Here is a 15,130-nt window from a genome sequence, read left to right on the forward strand (position 1 = left end):
GCTCAACATCTTTGCCACCGACGATGAGCCTGAAGCTGCTGGGGCGAGCAAAACCGGTACGATCTACGGGTCCGAAGTGGAATCGGAAGTGAGCCTGAAATCAGTTCCCTTCCCGACCAAGCACAGCCCCTTCGCCTATGCCGGAGCGATGAGCTTCGATGAGGTGGAAGAAGCGGTCCGTTCCAACGGTTCTATCCTGACGGACGGCAACGAACAGCTTGCCGCTCTCTACTATATCGACCCCCGCCGTTTCGAAGCGGATGAGGATGTGGATATTACCGCAGGGCTTTCGGCCCGCGTCGTTGAACAGAACATGTCCGTGTCGACACCCCAGGCGCCGACGGTAAAGCTGCCTGAATATGCCGACGATGTCATTCCCGTGCGGCAAAATCAGACGATGGAGGCCGCCCTTTTCGGTGCAGGCTATTCCAAGGAACAAGCCAAACAGACCGCCGCAGCCTTGGCATCCGTTAACGGAACGCCGGATGTCCAGGCGGGTGACGTTCTGCGCATCGGCATTTTGCAGGATGATGAGAAGAGCGATATCGTTCGCGCCAGCCTGTATAGAAAGAACCGTCACGTCGTGACGGTGGCTGCAAACGACAAGAAGACATTTGTCGCTGCAAGCGAACCGCCTCAACTCGATGCAGTAGCGACAGCGTTCGACGGCGGTAATGCGCCGATGACAGCCAATCGCGATTTGCCGCGGGTTTATGATGGCGTTTATCGCGCCGCTCTTGCCTATGGTATGAACCAGAACATGATATCGCAGCTCATCAAGCTTTTGGCGAGCAGCGTCGATTTCCAGGCACAGCTGAAACCGTCGGATTCTCTTGAGGCCTTCTTCTCGGTCGAAGGACCGGATGGCAAGGCCACCGAACAATCCGAATTGCTGTATGTCAACGCCAAGTTCGGCGATAACCAGACACGTTTCTACCGTTTCCAGAATCCGGAAGATGGCAGCATCGATTACTTCGATGGCGAGGGCAAAAGTATCCGCCAGTTCCTGCTGCGCAATCCTGTACCGAACGGTCGCATGACATCCGGTTTCGGCATGCGCCGTCACCCGGTTCTGCGCTTCAGCCGTATGCATACAGGCACCGACTGGGCGGCTCCACGCGGTACGCCGATCATTGCCACGGGTAACGGCATCGTCGAAAAGGCAGGATGGGCATCCGGTTACGGAAACCAAACTTTGATCCGCCATGCCAATGGCTACGTTTCCTCCTACAACCACCAGAGCGCCATTGCAAAGGGTGTTGTGGAAGGCGCGCGCGTGACGCAGGGCCAGGTGATCGGCTATGTCGGCTCTACCGGTCTTTCGACGGGCGCGCACCTGCATTACGAGTTGATCGTCAACGGCACCAAAGTGGATGCGATGAAGGTTCGCCTGCCCGGCGGTAAATCCTTGTCCGGCCAGGCACTCGCACGCTTCTCGGATGAGCGGCGTCGTATCGACACCCTTCTGAATATCGACGGCAAGGGCGAGCAGGTCGCCAGCCGATAAAGCGTGTCGCGATCTTTCAGATTCGCTCATACGCTTTAGCTCTTTGGTATCGCATGTCGATATCGCAAAACCGCTGCACACTTTTGCGCGACATGCTTTAGTAAGATTTTTGCTCGGTGCCGTCACACCTAAGCGGAGCGACATTAAGCGCGATTGGCTGCGGGAAAAATCTTGGCGCGGCGAATGACGACATGGCCGTGATCTCCGGCTTCCACCGACGATTCCGGTGGTACATCGAATTCGAGGAGATCGCCTTCTTTCGTCGTGGCGATCACACGCCGCTCCCCTGCCCTATCCAGAACACGGGTGACTTGCGCGGGAATCCCATCATGCAGATCCTCCCATTCCAGATCCGCGGGTCGAGCATAGATTTCGACAGGTCCGTCCGCCTGACCATAGGCAAACTGAACCTCAGTGTCTCCGACATAGACCTTGCCGTTCTTCGCAACACCGGAAACCTTGTTGGTATCTCCCAGAAAAGTCATGACGAAGGCACTGTTCGGCTGGCGGCAGACCTCTTTCGGCGTGCCCTGCTGAATGATTTCACCCTGATTGAGGATGACGACGCGATCCGCAAGATCGAGCGCCTCTTCCTGATCGTGTGTGACAAAAATCGTGGTGATCCCCAACTCGTCGTGGATCTCGCGAAGCCAACGGCGCAAGTCGCGCCGCACATTTGCGTCCAGCGCCCCGAATGGCTCATCGAGCAATAGAACCTTCGGATCGACGGAAAGTGCGCGTGCCAAGGCGACGCGTTGCCTTTGCCCACCGGAAATCTGCGCAGGGAACCTATCGCCCAACCCCTCAAGCCTTACCAGCCGCAACAACTCCTGAACCCGGGCGTCGATTTCGGTGCGGCTCCGCTTGACGCGTGACACTGTCATCCCGAAGGCGATATTCTCGTTCAGCGTCATATGCGGAAATAGAGCGTAGTGCTGGAAGACGAAGCCGACACCGCGATCGCGGACGGGAATATTCGTTGCATCCGTCTCGCCGAAATAGATGTGGCCACCATCGGTATATTCGAGCCCGGCCACCATACGCAGGATCGTCGTCTTGCCGGAGCCGGAAGGGCCGAGAAGCGCCAGCAATTCGCCGCTTTCAATATCGAGCGAGACATCCCGTACGGCACGAAACGTGTCGAAGGTTTTGACGACATTCTGCAGGCGGATTTTCATGAACTCGTCTCCGTGGCGGCGGCGTTTACGGCGCTAAGCTTTTTACGGCCGCGACCTGCCCCGCGCCGCTCCAATGCGACTTTGGCGATGATCGTAACAACGGCAAGCGCCGCTAGAATGGAGGCGGAGGCAAAGGCGCCCGCAGCCTGATAATCGTGATATAGAAGCTCGATATGCAGCGGCAGCGTATTTGTCTGGCCACGAATATTGCCTGACACGATGGAAACAGCGCCGAATTCGCCCATCACGCGGGCGTTGCACAGCACGACGCCATAGAGCAGCGCCCATTTGATGTTGGGCAGCGTCACGGAGATGAAGGTGCGCCAGCCAGATGCGCCGAGAGAGGTTGCCGCCTCTTCCAAGTCGCGTCCCTGCGCCTGCATCAGCGGGATCAACTCACGGGCAACGAATGGAGCAGTGACGAACATCGAGGCGATGACGATGCCAGGCAGAGCAAAGAGTATCTTGATCTCGTAGGCATCGAGCAAGGGCCCGAAAAGACCCTGTAAGCCATAGACGAAGAGATAGGCAACGCCGGCAACGATGGGCGATATAGAGAAGGGAATTTCCACGATCACCAGCAGGAAACGCTTGCCCCAGAAGTCGAACTTGGTGATCGCCCAGGCGGCTGCGACACCGAACAACGTGTTGATTGGCACCGCAATCAGCGCCGTGACCACCGTCAGCATGATCGCGTGACGTGTATCGGGATGGGTGATAGTCGCAGCATAGGTCTTCAGGCCCTGGGAAAAAGCCTCAACAGCAATGACCAGCAGAGGCGCCACTACCAGGAATGCCCCGATAATCAGGACGAAGGCGATCAGGCTGCGACGCACCCAAGGAGTATCGCCGACCCGCGGCGGCTTGCGACGGGAGGAAACAGCGCTCATCCTCTAGCTCCTCACCGTATAGCGCAAAGCACGCGACTGTAGATAATTGGTGAGCGCCAGCATCAGGAATGCTGTGATCAGCAGGACGGATGCGATCGCAGCAGCCGCCTGATAATCATATTCCTCCAGCCGGATGAAGATCAGCAAGGAGGTAATTTCGGTCGAAAAGGGTTGATTGCCGGCAATGAAGATGATGGCGCCGAATTCGCCGAGGCTGCGAGCAAAGGAGAGCGACAGGCCGGCAAGAAGTGCCGGCGTCAAAAGCGGCAGGATGACCTTGCGGAAAATCTCGAGATCCGATCCACCGAGCGACTGGGCGGCTTCTTCCAATGCAGGGTCGAGATCTTCAAGCACGGGCTGCACGGTACGAACGATGAAGGGTAGACTGGTGAAGGCCATCGCCACGATGATGCCGAGCGGCGTGTAAGCAACCTTTATTCCGACTTCAGCCAGAACGGAACCGAACCAGCCGTTTCCGGCAAAGAGCGCCGTCAGCGCTATTCCCGCCACCGCCGTCGGTAACGCGAAGGGCAAATCTACGATCGCATCGACGAGGCGCCAGCCAGCAAAGCGATAGCGCGTCAGCACCCAAGCAAGGGCGAGGCCGAAAATGACGTTGAAGAGCGTGGCCGCCAGCGCGCAAAGAACCGTGACGCGGTAGCTCGCGACGGCTCGCGGAGACGATATGATGCTCCAGTATTCCGCCGGTCCAAGGCTTGCAGCCTTAAAAACGAGTGCTGCAAGGGGAAGGACGACGATGATGCCGACGTAAAGCAGCGTGACGCCGAGAGACAATTTGAGGCCCGGCAGGACATTGCGTTTCAAATCTTCCCCCTTTGCATCAGCGAAGGTCCTGTTTCTCGGCACAAATGGAGAGACACAAGATCAAAAATCGACCCGGCGGGTATCCCGCCGGGTCGATGTCTATTCGTGCCATAGAACGATTAGCGATTGCCGTAAAGCGCATCCAGTTTTCCGCCAGAGGCGAAATGTTCTTTCTGGATCTTGTCCCAGCCGCCGAAAACATCATTGACGTTGACAAGGCGAATGCTGGGGAACTGGTCCTTGAACTCGGCCGCCACCTTTTCATTGTGAACGCGATGGCCGAACTCGGCGGCGATGCGCTGGCCTTGCTCGGTATAGAGGAAGTCGAGGTAAGACTTTGCCAATTCGCGGGAGCCACGCTTGTCCACGACCTTGTCGACGACCGCGACCGGGAATTCGGAAAGCAGGCTGACGGACGGCACCACGCCTTCGAATTTGTCCGTGCCGTACTGCTTGGCAATGCCGCGGGTCTCGGCCTCAAAGGTAATCAGAACGTCGCCGATCTCACGCTCGACGAAGGTGGTCGTGGCGGCGCGGCCTCCGGTATCGAAGACAGGGACGTTGGCGAAGATCTTCTTGATGAATTCATCGACCTTGGCCTGGTCGCCATTGAATTTCTCATTGGCGAAAGCGACAGCGGCCAAATAGGTATAGCGCGCATTGCCGGACGTCTTCGGGTTCGGGAAGACGATCTTCACGTCATCACGAACGAGATCATCCCAGTCCTTGATATTCTTGGGATTGCCCTTGCGCACCAGAAAGGACGGGAAGGAGTAGAAGGGTGATGCGTCGTTGGGGAAATCCTTCTGCCAGTCGGCGGACACAAAACCCTGCTTTACAAGGAAATCGATATCCGTGACCTGATTGAAGGTCACGACATCTGCGGCCAGACCTTCAACGATGGCGCGGGCTTGCTTGGAGGTGCCGGCGTGGGATTGGTCAATCGTCACGCCCGGATGGGTTTTGACAAAGGCTGCGTTTTCAGCCGCAAATAGCTCACGCGCGACATCGTAGGATGCGTTGAGGAGCGTCTTCGGCTCCTCAGCGGAGACGCTGGTGGAAATCAAAGCAGCAAGTGCAGCGCCAATAAGCGCAATCCGTTTCATGTAAGCCCCTATGAATTTCATTGGAGGCGGAGAATAGAGAAGGAACATAGCCTCCGCGAGGAACCGTGAACCTCAGGCCCATCCATCTTGAGAATGTTCATCTCCCCTGACCGCTCTTTTCGCAGTAATTTTCCGGCGGACCTCTAAACCCACGCGCTGGCAAAAGCTGAACCCTGAAGCTCGGAGAGCAACCGCGTCGATATTGGATGTGGCTTGCAGTACGGGCGAGTAACGTTTTGGACACGACCGCATGAGGTGGCTTCCCATGAGGCCATAAAGAACAGATCTATTGACGCTCCGGCTCCAAATCCGCGGTTTATGCCGGCCTCCGAGCCCCTCTTATTGCATCGCCAAAATTATTTCGCATGTCGCACTTCCAAACCTGTTTTAGCAGAGTTCGGATGCCGTTACTCGATCACACGACATTTATCGAAGGGAGGGAAGACAGGGCACCGCGAAGCGTATTGAGTATCTTAGAGAAACAAAAAATGCTGCCTATTGCGACGCAGCAAATTGACTTGACCGACTGCCGAATCGTGGCATCTACTACAACATCGGCGCGAAAATCGGAATCGATTTTCGGAAAAGCACGATGCGTAGATTTAGAGAGTGAGAGGTGTCCTTAGTACATTCAAAAGGACGCATGTCGCTCTGGAGCCATAGAAGACCGCGACTCATTCCTGTCCAGCGTTGCCGCTGGACCATGCAGACAGCCCGTAACGGGTTAAGTGTTACGCCAGGAGATAGACATGCAGGTTTCAGAACAAGAGTGGATCAGCAAGCGGGCTTATACGCTTTGGGAGAGCGAAGGCCGCCCGCACGGTCGTGATGCCGAGCACTGGGAGCAGGCGAAAAAGGAATTCACTCTGCTGCAGAGCACGAAGGCGACCAAGCCCGCGCACCGCAAAAAGGGCGAAGTCAAAGCGGCTTCCATCACTCCCGAGACAACCAAACCCAAGACACGCGCCAAGAAGTCTGCGACCCAATAAAGGCCTCAGAACACGTCAGCTCTTCAGATACTCCAGCCTGCATAAAAAAGCCCCGTTCAAGCAGAGCGGGGCTTTATCGTATCGACTGACAAGACGCACGCTGCGCAAGACTGAGCAGCGTTTTGCGGGCGGGTGACGCTTTAGAACGTCAAAGCGCGATCGCCGTTTTCGTCCTTGATCCGGCTCGGCAAGCCGATCTTGTTCAAAAGGTTGAGGAACGGCTGCGGCGGAAGTTCTTCGACATTCGCCATCTGCTTCACGTCCCATTCACCTGTGGCAATCAGCATCGCTGCTGCGACCGGCGGAACGCCAGCCGTGTAGGAGATGCCCTGCGAGCCGACTTCTTCGTAGGCTTCCTTGTGGTCAGCCACGTTGTAAATGAAGACTTCGCGCTCCTTGCCGTCCTTCGTACCCTTGACGATATCGCCAATGCAGGTCTTGCCGACATAGTCGGGCGCCAGTGAAGACGGATCGGGCAGCACGGCCTTGACCACCTTGAGCGGAACCACTTCCAGACCTTCAGCCGTCTTGACCGGCTTTTCGGACAGGAGACCAAGATTCTTCAGAACGGTGAAGACGTTGATGTAATGGTCGCCAAAGCCCATCCAGAAACGAACATCCGCGCCATCCATGTTCTTGGAAAGCGAGTGCACTTCATCATGGCCCGTCATATAGGCCTTCTGCTTGCCAACGACTGGCAGGTCAAATTCCTGTCCGACTTCGAACATCTGGTTTGTCTGCCACTGGCCGTTCTGCCAGGAATAGACCACGCCGGTGAATTCACGGAAGTTGATTTCCGGGTCGAAGTTGGTCGAGAACCAGCGGCCATGGCTACCGGCATTGATATCGACGATATCGACCGAAGTCACCTTGTCGAAATACTCATCCTTGGCCAGACGCGCATAGGCATTGACCACACCGGGATCGAAGCCGACGCCGAGGATGGCGGTGACGCCCTTGTCCTTGCATTCGGCGGCACGCTTCCATTCGTAGTTTCCGTACCACGGTGGCGTCTCGCAAATCTTTGTCGGATCCTCGTGGATCGCGGTATCCATATAGGCAACACCTGTGTCCATGCAGGCCTGAAGAACGGACATGTTGACGAAGGCCGAACCGACGTTGATGACGATCTGGACGCCCGTCTTCTCTATCAAGGCCGTTGTGGCCTCAATATCCATGGCGTCCAGCGCATGGGCTTCCAGTTTCACCTCTGTCTTGAGGCTCTTCTTTTCACGTACGGATTCGACAATCTTGCGGCACTTATCGACAGTGCGTGACGCAATATGAATGTCTCCCAATACATCGCTATTCTGGGCGCACTTATGCGCCACGACCTGTGCTACGCCACCGGCGCCGATGATGAGAACGTTCTTCTTCATTTCAGGTGATGCCTCCTTTTCCCCGCAGGGATGGCTTGTTGAGAATGAGTGCTACATGCGCCTTTCAAAGCGCGCTGTTACGACAGACTTTGCTGATAGTCGACAAAGTCGAATTCACGGACGGTTCGAATGCTGCCGTCCAGTTCCTTGATGGCGATCGCCGGCATCTTCACACCGTTGAACCAGTTCTTCTTGACCATCGTATAGCCCGCTGCATCCTGGAAAGAGACGCGATCGCCGACCTTCAACTCGTTTGAGAACTTGAACTCGCCGAAGACATCGCCTGCGAGGCAGGACTTGCCGCATACCATATAGGAATGATCGCCTTCGTTGGGCGAGATCTTGGCGTTCTCGCGATAGATCAAGAGATCCAGCATATGGGCTTCGATGGAGCTATCGACAATGGCGAGGTTCTTGCCATTGAACAGCGTGTCGAGAACAGAGACTTCCAGCGTCGTGCTCTTGGTGATCGATGCTTCGCCGGGCTCAAGATAGACCTGCACGCCATATTTTTCAGAAAACTGCTTGAGGCGGTCGCAGAACTGGTCGAGTGGGTAGTTCTCGCCTGTAAAATGAATGCCGCCACCGAGGCTGACCCACTCGGCCTTAGACAGAAGCGAGCCGAACTTTTCCTCGATCTGGCCAAGCATCTTGTCGAAGAGGCCGAAATCATTGTTTTCGCAGTTGTTATGGATCATGAAACCGGAAATGCGGTCCATGACCTTTTCAACCTTCGCCACATCCCATTCGCCGAGACGGCTGAAAGGGCGAGCGGGGTCTGCGAGATCGAAAGTGGAAGAACTCACCTGCGGATTGAGGCGAAGGCCACGAACGATGCCGGACGCCTTGTCGGCGAAGCGTTCAAGCTGCCCTACGGAGTTGAAGATGATCTTGTCGGCATGGGATACGACCTCATCGATCTCGTAATCGGCATAGGCGACGGAATAGGCGTGCGTTTCGCCGCCGAACTTTTCGTGTCCCAGTCGCACCTCGTAGAGCGAGGACGACGTCGTGCCGTCCATAAACTCAGCCATAAAATCGAAGACCGACCATGTGGCAAAGCACTTGAGCGCGAGAAGAGCCTTGGCGCCCGATTTTTCGCGCACATAGGCAATCTTCTCCATGTTGCGGAGAAGCTTGGTCTTGTCGATCAGGTAGTAAGGTGTTTGCAGCATCGGCCAGTCACATCGTCCCATTGATAGAGATCATACGATCATTTTCCGGGCCTTATATGATGCTTGTGACAGGAAAACAAACCTGTTGAAAACAATTGAAAAGATTCTCTGACGAGTTTTCGCAAATTGCGGGAACAAAACTCTAAGCCCTACGTTTTGAGATCAGGCGCATTTTGACACCTTAGAGAAGGATTGAACATGGCAAGCGTTCGCAACGTGGAAGACAAGGTACGCGAAACCCTCAATAGCGCTGAGGCCGAGGATGTGTCGGCACAGCTGTCGCAGCTGCGTGACGACCTTTCCAACCTTGCAAAGAGCGTCAAGGCACTTGGCGTTGGCGTTTCCCACGAGGTCAAGGCACAGGCATCTCGCGTTGCTGACGACGCAATGGCGAAGTCTGAGCAGACCGTTCACGCGGTTCGCGACGAAATTCAGACGCTGAACGACAACCTGGTCTACCAGGTTCAGCGCAACCCGCTTCAGTCTCTCGGCATCGCGGTCGCAACCGGTTTCCTTCTTGCCCTTGTTACGCGTCGATAAGGCGCAAACATGCTTCAAGCATTTTTGCTCTATCTGGGCGACACACAGCGGGAAGGCACTTTCGTCACGCGCCGGATAAAAACCGGCATCGTGCTGAGAGTGCTTGCTGGCTTTTTCTTCCTGATTGCCGTCATCGCTGGCGGCATTGGGGGATCCATCTATCTTGCTAAGGAAATTGGCGCTGGCCCGGCCGCTTTGGTCATTGCTGGCGTCGCTTTCCTGCTGGGTGTGATCATGCTGGTTTGGCTGGCGCTCCTTCGTCGCCCGACGGCTTATCGCCGTGCGCCGGTGGTGTCCCCGCTTGCAACGGCGCCGTTGGCGGTTGAGGCGATGGCAGCCGGCGCTCTCGGAAAACGCCCGTTCACAACACTGCTGATTGCCATGGCGCTTGGTTTCATCACCACACGCACGACAATTCGTAAAAAGTAAAATCATTACGCGCGTCCCGCAGTTTGCAAGGGACGCGCGCATTGACCTTTGCAGTTCTTTCCAAAAAATTCCCCCTACCCTTCTTCCGTCAAAATGATACGCAGTCTCCAACAGTCGCTTTACGAAAGGATGTTGGATGCGGAAGAAAGTTCTCGTTGTCGGCGGGGCCGGATATATTGGCTCCCACACCTGCCTGTTGCTTGCAGAGCGCGGCTACGAACCTGTCGTTTTCGACAATCTCTCCAATGGCCATGAAGAGTTCGTGCGCTGGGGACCATTCGAGCAAGGGGATATTCGCGATAGGGCGAGGCTGGACGAGGTCTTCGCCAAGCATCAACCGGAGGCGGTTCTTCACTTCGCAGCGCTGATCGAGGTCGGTGAATCGGTCAAGAACCCGGTCGCCTTTTACGACAACAACGTCATTGGGGCCCTGACTCTATTGTCCGCGACGATGGACGCGGGCGTGAAGGCTTTCGTCTTTTCATCCACATGCGCGACCTATGGTTTGCCCGAACGTGTTCCGCTGGATGAAGGCCATCCCCAGGCTCCCATCAATCCCTACGGCAGAACCAAATGGATCGTGGAGCAGGCGCTCAAGGATTTCAGCACCTATAAGGATTTAAACTCTGTGATGTTGCGCTATTTCAACGCGGCGGGTGCTGACTTTGAGGGCCGCATTGGAGAATGGCACAAGCCGGAAACGCATGCCATCCCACTCGCGATCGAGGCAGCACTTGGACGTCGCCAGGGTTTCAAAGTGTTTGGCACGGATTATGACACGCGCGACGGCACCTGCGTGCGCGACTATATCCACATTCTCGATCTCGCCGATGCCCATGTCAGGGCGGTGGACTATCTTTTGTCTGGTGGAAAGACCGTAGAACTCAACCTCGGCACCGGGACCGGAACGACTGTCAAGGAGTTGCTCAACGCGATTTCGAAAGTCTCAGGCCGCCCGTTTCCCGTGGAGTTTGCCGAGCGGCGCGAAGGCGACTCCACCACACTTGTCGCCAACAACGACAAGGCGCGGGACGTTCTGGGATGGGAACCGCGCTATACGCTGGAGGACATCATTTCTTCCGCATGGCGCTGGCACTCGACCCATAACGCGGAGCGCTGACCTCAACGCGACGCAAAAAAACACCGGCCCCAATGAGGCCGGTGTTCTGAGAAACAGCGTCAAGCTGCCTCTCGCTCCTCTCCCGTAACAGGATTAGGGCTTGGTGGCACCCGTCTGCGTGGTGTCGGTTGCCGCCGGCGCCGTGGTGCTTGCATTCGCGTTCTTGTCCTTCAAGGTCATGAACTCAGGCGCTGCCTTCAGCGATTCAGCGGTTTCAGTCGTCGTCAGACGAATGGTACCGTTACCGGTGTCTCGGGTTACGGTAATCTTGTCCATCGGGACGGCGACGTCCTTGGCGCCGATTCCGAGGAAGCCACCCACACCGACCACAGCCGCAACGATGCCGCCGTTTTCTTCGAGGATAAGGTTGGTCACGTTACCGATGCTCTCGTCGGCAGAAGTGTAGACCGAGTTACCGATGTAGTCATTGGCGCTGATCTGGTTGGCTGCCTGCTCCGTCAGGTAGGAGCCGGATGCGGTGCCAGCGTTAGCGGACGTGTCGGTTGCACCAGGCGTTGTCGGCATGACCGGGGTTGCCGGTGCAGCGTTCGGGCTTGCAGGTGCCGTCGTGCTTGGTGCAGGCTGAGTTGCGTCCTGGGCGATGGCGAGCGGTGCGAACGCTGTTGAACCCATGAGGGCGGCCGTCGCGATAAGGGTCAATGTCTTTTTCATATCGTACCTTCCTTTCATCGTCGTAAAACTAAACTGGCTGGGGACAGTTCATCCGTCCTTTTCTTCAACCTGTTCGCCGAGCAAACGAGACGGCCGCGAAATTGGTTCCGGGTTTTTCGCCCTGATCAACAAAGGGTGAAAGGAGAAAAAAGCCTATAGATATCCCTCTCTGCCGCAACGAACGGCATTGTGCCGCCAAATTAGACAGGTATTATCTATACGCAATTCAGCATAAAAGCTGACATTCATGGACGTTTAAGGGCGTGACAATTTCCAGGTTTCGAGCATTCTTCGCCAGACTGTCTCCTACAGCATCGATCGGTACCTACATCGTCATCATGACGACGCTGGTGACCCTACCGCTGATTATCTTCGCCGGTTATCTGATGCTGCGGCTGGAAGCGGATGAGCGGGAAGATTTGCAGCGTGAAGCTGTCGACGATGCCCGTGCCATCAGCCGAAACATCGAGCGGCGTCTTCAGGAACTGAGCACCACGCTTAATCTCCTCGCGCAGTTTCCAGAGTTGGAAGACGGAGATCTTGCCAGCTTTCATCAGCGTGTCAGTGAAAGCCTGCGCAGGCGAAACATCTACGTGGTGGTCGCCACGCGCGACGGCGTCCAGAAGGTCAATACGCGTGTGCCCTATGGGCAGCCTCTGGGTCAGGTCCCAGCCGACGCCCATATACAGGAGGCGATCGATGCCAAGCGGATCATGCTTTCGAACATCTTCTACGCCAACAATCGGAAGGAGTGGGTGTTCACAGTCACCCTCCCCCTGCCCCGTCAGCTCGCAGCCGCCGGCGACGTATTGATCGTTACCCAAGCCGCGCGAGATCTTTCGAGCCTGATTTCTATGGATGCGATCCCGGCTGGATGGTCGGCAACTTTGCTCGACAGCGGCGAGCGCGTGGTGATTTCCAGCAATATGGAACAGGCAACACCCGGCAAGATCTACGAGCCTGCACAGCTGGCGGCCGACATGTCCGCATTCAGCGGTAGCTTTACTGATACGCATAACAATATCTATGCCTATGCCCAACTTCCCGGCTGGCCTTGGAAGGCCGTGGTGGCCGGGGCGATAGACCGAAGCGACTCGGCCCTGCGAAGCACCTGGCGACAAATGTTGATCGGCAGCCTCTTCATCGTACTGGTCGCAGTCTTCGGCACCTACCTCGTCGGCCGGCAATTGCGGCAGTCCGTCAAACAGCTCGTGGATGTTGCAGAACGCATTGGCGCAGGCGAAATCGTGTCGCGCGTTGAAACCAATGTCAAGGAACTCAACCAGGTCGGTGTGGCGCTCTCCAACGCGTCTTTCGACCGCAGCCAGGCGGAAGATCGCAACCAGCTGATCTTGCACGAACTGGTTCATCGATCCAAAAACATGTTGACGCTGGTGCAAGCCATGATGCGCCAGTTGGCGCGGGAGAACACAACAGTTCCCGAATTACAGAAGGAGGTCGATCACAGACTTCGTGGTCTCGCTATGTCGATCTCGGCACTGGCTGAAGTCCAATGGGAGGGTCTGCCAATCCACCGTCTGGTCAAAGGTCACCTTGAGGTGTTCGGCTCGACAGCGGACCAGGTGACGGTATCAGGCGAGGATTTTCTGCTTTCGCCGGAGGCGGCGCAGAATCTTGGCCTCATCCTTCACGAGCTCAGCACCAACTCAATCAAGTATGGCGCGCTCTCTGTTAAGGAAGGACGCGTGCGCCTTCACTGGGCTCTCGACCCCTCCGATCACGATATGTTGACGATGGAGTGGATCGAAAAGGGTGGTCCGCCGGCAAGCCAGCCTTCCCGTCGTGGATTTGGCTCGACGATCATAAAGCGACACGCAGAGAGCGCGTTTTCTGCCACTGTATCAACAGATTACGCAGAAACCGGATTTACGTGGACGATGACGGCGCCGGTGAAGCGGCTGCAGAAAAGAAATGCTGGCGCAGAGAATGCGTAAAATATCTTGAATGAGTTGGAACCAAGAAAGACTGTGTACGTTTTTCAAGCACGCCAGGCCATTTCCCCGTCCCCGCCTAGAGGCCCGGCGCAGCAGGTTTTGCCCCTGAAAACCTGCCCCTGAATAGCACGGCTCTCCCCCGAGCCGTGCTTTTCTTTTTGGGCTCACTGACGGACGGACATTGATCGTCCACGAAGTCGAGCCTGAAAGGCGATGGGACGTCTCCCATACGCTTCCACTCTTCAACTCACTTCTTGAAAACATCTCGTGACGGCAGACAGCCTGACGTTCTTCACGCCGAGAAGCCTGCCGCGTCAGGAAGCGGCAGGTGCTGGGAAACGGAGCGTATATCCGATGTCGCTTGCCGACACATCATACCGAGCCTCGCCGGCGAGAGCCGCGGGCACGACCTTTTCCAGAACCACGCTACCGAAATTGCTTCGCCGGTCGCTGTCTTGCGACGCTAACAGATCATCTTGAGAGAGGGGTTCGCTCCAACTCACTTCGAAAAAATCCTCCTCGCGCCGGCACTCCAGCGTGATGGGTAGGTGAAGCGCGAGGTTGGGGCTGTGGCTGACGGTATTGACCACCAATTCGTGGAAGGCCAGCCCTACATAAAGAGCACCGTTCGGATTGAGCAGGAGGTTCTCACCCTTCATCTGTATCAGATGGGGATATTCCGGAAGGTAGAGATCCGATTGCTGTTTCAACAACTCGAAAATTTCCGCTCCGCGCCAATCGGAATCGGTGATCAGATCCTGGGATTGTGCCAACGCATGCAGCCGTCCCCGGAATTTCCTTAAGAAATCTTCCTTGGTGAAGCTGAACCGTGCCGTCTGTGCCGAAAGGCTCTGGATGATCGCCAGAAGATTTTTCGAACGGTGACTGACCTCGCGCAGCAGGGAGCGTAGCAACTGCTCGCGGCGGCGCTCGACTGTGACCTCGCGGATCGTCGTCTTTAATACCCTTTGGCCGGACATATTGACCGTGGAATAGACATGGAACTGAAATATCCTGTCCTTTCCAGCCATGACCTCTAGGGTGCCGCGGCTGCCAGCAGCATTCAGGTCCTTCTTCAACTCTGACAGACGCTGAGCAAGTTCCTTGCCGAAGATGTTGACATCCGTTGGCTCGTTCTCCCGCTCAGTCGGGAGGTTCCAAACATCCGGCAGATTGGCGATGAAGATATAGTCCCGGTCACGGTCTTGCAGCATCACAGTTTCGCCGGAGTCGAGCAAAGCCAACACCAGCGAATCGTGCAATTCACCCTCGTTCCGGTCCCTGTTGTGCCACGCGAGCCGATGCAATTTGATCTCCTAGCGGAAAACGACGTCGAGCGGCAAACCACCGGCGCCGACCATTCCT

Annotated in this window: 14 protein-coding genes (1 of these 14 running past the window's edge); 6 read left to right on the forward strand and 8 right to left on the reverse strand. The window is 56.2% G+C overall.

Going from position 1 to position 15,130, the window contains the following annotated elements:
* Window positions 1–1,507 carry the 3' portion of a M23 family metallopeptidase gene (locus tag QE435_RS02525; RefSeq protein ID WP_309769368.1) on the forward strand. The gene continues 434 nt to the left of window position 1, outside the view, so only the last 1,507 of its 1,941 coding nucleotides appear in the window; its start codon lies off the left edge, out of view; the stop codon is at window positions 1,505–1,507.
* Window positions 1,508–1,650: 143 nt separating this feature from the next.
* Here the strand turns inward: QE435_RS02525 and QE435_RS02530 are convergent, their stop codons facing one another.
* From QE435_RS02530 to cysP, 4 genes are all read right to left on the reverse strand, one after another.
* Entirely contained in the window at window positions 1,651–2,685 is a 1,035-nt protein-coding gene (locus QE435_RS02530) for a sulfate/molybdate ABC transporter ATP-binding protein (RefSeq protein WP_349040128.1), read from the reverse strand.
* Window positions 2,682–3,575 (reverse strand): sulfate ABC transporter permease subunit CysW, encoded by an 894-nt coding sequence (cysW, locus tag QE435_RS02535; RefSeq protein ID WP_349040129.1) that lies wholly within the window; start codon window positions 3,573–3,575, stop codon window positions 2,682–2,684. The genes QE435_RS02530 and cysW overlap by 4 nt, the downstream gene beginning before the upstream one ends.
* Before the next feature lie 3 nt (window positions 3,576–3,578).
* Entirely contained in the window at window positions 3,579–4,400 is an 822-nt protein-coding gene (cysT, locus tag QE435_RS02540; RefSeq protein WP_349040130.1) for a sulfate ABC transporter permease subunit CysT, read from the reverse strand.
* Between the two features lie 119 nt (window positions 4,401–4,519).
* Window positions 4,520–5,506 carry a thiosulfate ABC transporter substrate-binding protein CysP gene (gene cysP / locus QE435_RS02545; protein ID WP_349040131.1) on the reverse strand — a complete coding sequence of 329 codons (987 nt, stop codon included), beginning with the start codon at window positions 5,504–5,506 and terminating at the stop codon, window positions 4,520–4,522.
* Window positions 5,507–6,255: 749 nt separating this feature from the next.
* Here cysP and QE435_RS02550 point away from each other — a divergent pair.
* Window positions 6,256–6,495 (forward strand): DUF2934 domain-containing protein, encoded by a 240-nt coding sequence (locus QE435_RS02550; protein ID WP_349040132.1) that lies wholly within the window; start codon window positions 6,256–6,258, stop codon window positions 6,493–6,495.
* Window positions 6,496–6,635: 140 nt separating this feature from the next.
* Here the strand turns inward: QE435_RS02550 and QE435_RS02555 are convergent, their stop codons facing one another.
* Entirely contained in the window at window positions 6,636–7,874 is a 1,239-nt protein-coding gene (locus QE435_RS02555; protein WP_349040133.1) for a saccharopine dehydrogenase family protein, read from the reverse strand.
* Window positions 7,875–7,951: 77 nt separating this feature from the next.
* The gene (gene nspC / locus QE435_RS02560) at window positions 7,952–9,049 is read right to left on the reverse strand and encodes a carboxynorspermidine decarboxylase (protein ID WP_349040134.1); all 1,098 of its coding nucleotides are present in this window, start codon (window positions 9,047–9,049) and stop codon (window positions 7,952–7,954) included.
* A 198-nt stretch (window positions 9,050–9,247) separates the two neighbouring features.
* Between nspC and QE435_RS02565 the strand changes: the two genes are divergently transcribed.
* The 3 genes from QE435_RS02565 (at window position 9,248) to galE (ending at window position 11,138) form a co-directional block, all read left to right on the forward strand.
* Window positions 9,248–9,589 carry a DUF883 family protein gene (locus tag QE435_RS02565; protein ID WP_112360601.1) on the forward strand — a complete coding sequence of 114 codons (342 nt, stop codon included), beginning with the start codon at window positions 9,248–9,250 and terminating at the stop codon, window positions 9,587–9,589.
* Between the two features lie 9 nt (window positions 9,590–9,598).
* Window positions 9,599–10,018 carry a hypothetical protein gene (locus QE435_RS02570; protein ID WP_306929671.1) on the forward strand — a complete coding sequence of 140 codons (420 nt, stop codon included), beginning with the start codon at window positions 9,599–9,601 and terminating at the stop codon, window positions 10,016–10,018.
* 136 nt (window positions 10,019–10,154) lie between these two features.
* A complete protein-coding gene (gene galE, locus QE435_RS02575; protein WP_306929670.1) occupies window positions 10,155–11,138 on the forward strand; it encodes a UDP-glucose 4-epimerase GalE in 984 nt (327 codons plus the stop codon).
* Window positions 11,139–11,231: 93 nt separating this feature from the next.
* Here the strand turns inward: galE and QE435_RS02580 are convergent, their stop codons facing one another.
* Window positions 11,232–11,810 (reverse strand): PRC-barrel domain-containing protein, encoded by a 579-nt coding sequence (locus QE435_RS02580; RefSeq protein WP_349040135.1) that lies wholly within the window; start codon window positions 11,808–11,810, stop codon window positions 11,232–11,234.
* A gap of 263 nt (window positions 11,811–12,073) precedes the next feature.
* On the opposite strand from QE435_RS02580, the gene QE435_RS02585 reads away from it, so the two are divergent.
* Window positions 12,074–13,765, forward strand: coding sequence for an HWE histidine kinase domain-containing protein (locus QE435_RS02585; RefSeq protein ID WP_349040136.1), 1,692 nt, complete (start codon window positions 12,074–12,076; stop codon window positions 13,763–13,765).
* Window positions 13,766–14,079: 314 nt separating this feature from the next.
* On the opposite strand, the gene QE435_RS02590 is transcribed toward QE435_RS02585, so the two are convergent.
* Entirely contained in the window at window positions 14,080–15,072 is a 993-nt protein-coding gene (locus tag QE435_RS02590; protein WP_349040137.1) for a sensor histidine kinase, read from the reverse strand.
* Window positions 15,073–15,130 lie beyond the last annotated feature (58 nt).

It is taken from the genome of Agrobacterium sp. SORGH_AS 787 (genome assembly GCF_030819035.1).
Lineage (GTDB): Bacteria > Pseudomonadota > Alphaproteobacteria > Rhizobiales > Rhizobiaceae > Agrobacterium > Agrobacterium larrymoorei_B.

Excerpts from the sequence above, each read along its gene's own strand:
- QE435_RS02570 (WP_306929671.1), top strand. The coding sequence starts at position 9,599 with ATGCTTCAAGCATTTTTGCTCTATCTGGGCGACACACAGCGGGAAGGC.
- nspC (WP_349040134.1), bottom strand. The coding sequence starts at position 9,049 with ATGCTGCAAACACCTTACTACCTGATCGACAAGACCAAGCTTCTCCGC.
- cysW (WP_349040129.1), bottom strand. The coding sequence starts at position 3,575 with ATGAGCGCTGTTTCCTCCCGTCGCAAGCCGCCGCGGGTCGGCGATACT.
- QE435_RS02580 (WP_349040135.1), bottom strand. The coding sequence starts at position 11,810 with ATGAAAAAGACATTGACCCTTATCGCGACGGCCGCCCTCATGGGTTCA.
- galE (WP_306929670.1), top strand. The coding sequence starts at position 10,155 with ATGCGGAAGAAAGTTCTCGTTGTCGGCGGGGCCGGATATATTGGCTCC.
- QE435_RS02550 (WP_349040132.1), top strand. The coding sequence starts at position 6,256 with ATGCAGGTTTCAGAACAAGAGTGGATCAGCAAGCGGGCTTATACGCTT.
- QE435_RS02565 (WP_112360601.1), top strand. The coding sequence starts at position 9,248 with ATGGCAAGCGTTCGCAACGTGGAAGACAAGGTACGCGAAACCCTCAAT.
- QE435_RS02530 (WP_349040128.1), bottom strand. The coding sequence starts at position 2,685 with ATGAAAATCCGCCTGCAGAATGTCGTCAAAACCTTCGACACGTTTCGT.
- QE435_RS02555 (WP_349040133.1), bottom strand. The coding sequence starts at position 7,874 with ATGAAGAAGAACGTTCTCATCATCGGCGCCGGTGGCGTAGCACAGGTC.
- cysP (WP_349040131.1), bottom strand. The coding sequence starts at position 5,506 with ATGAAACGGATTGCGCTTATTGGCGCTGCACTTGCTGCTTTGATTTCC.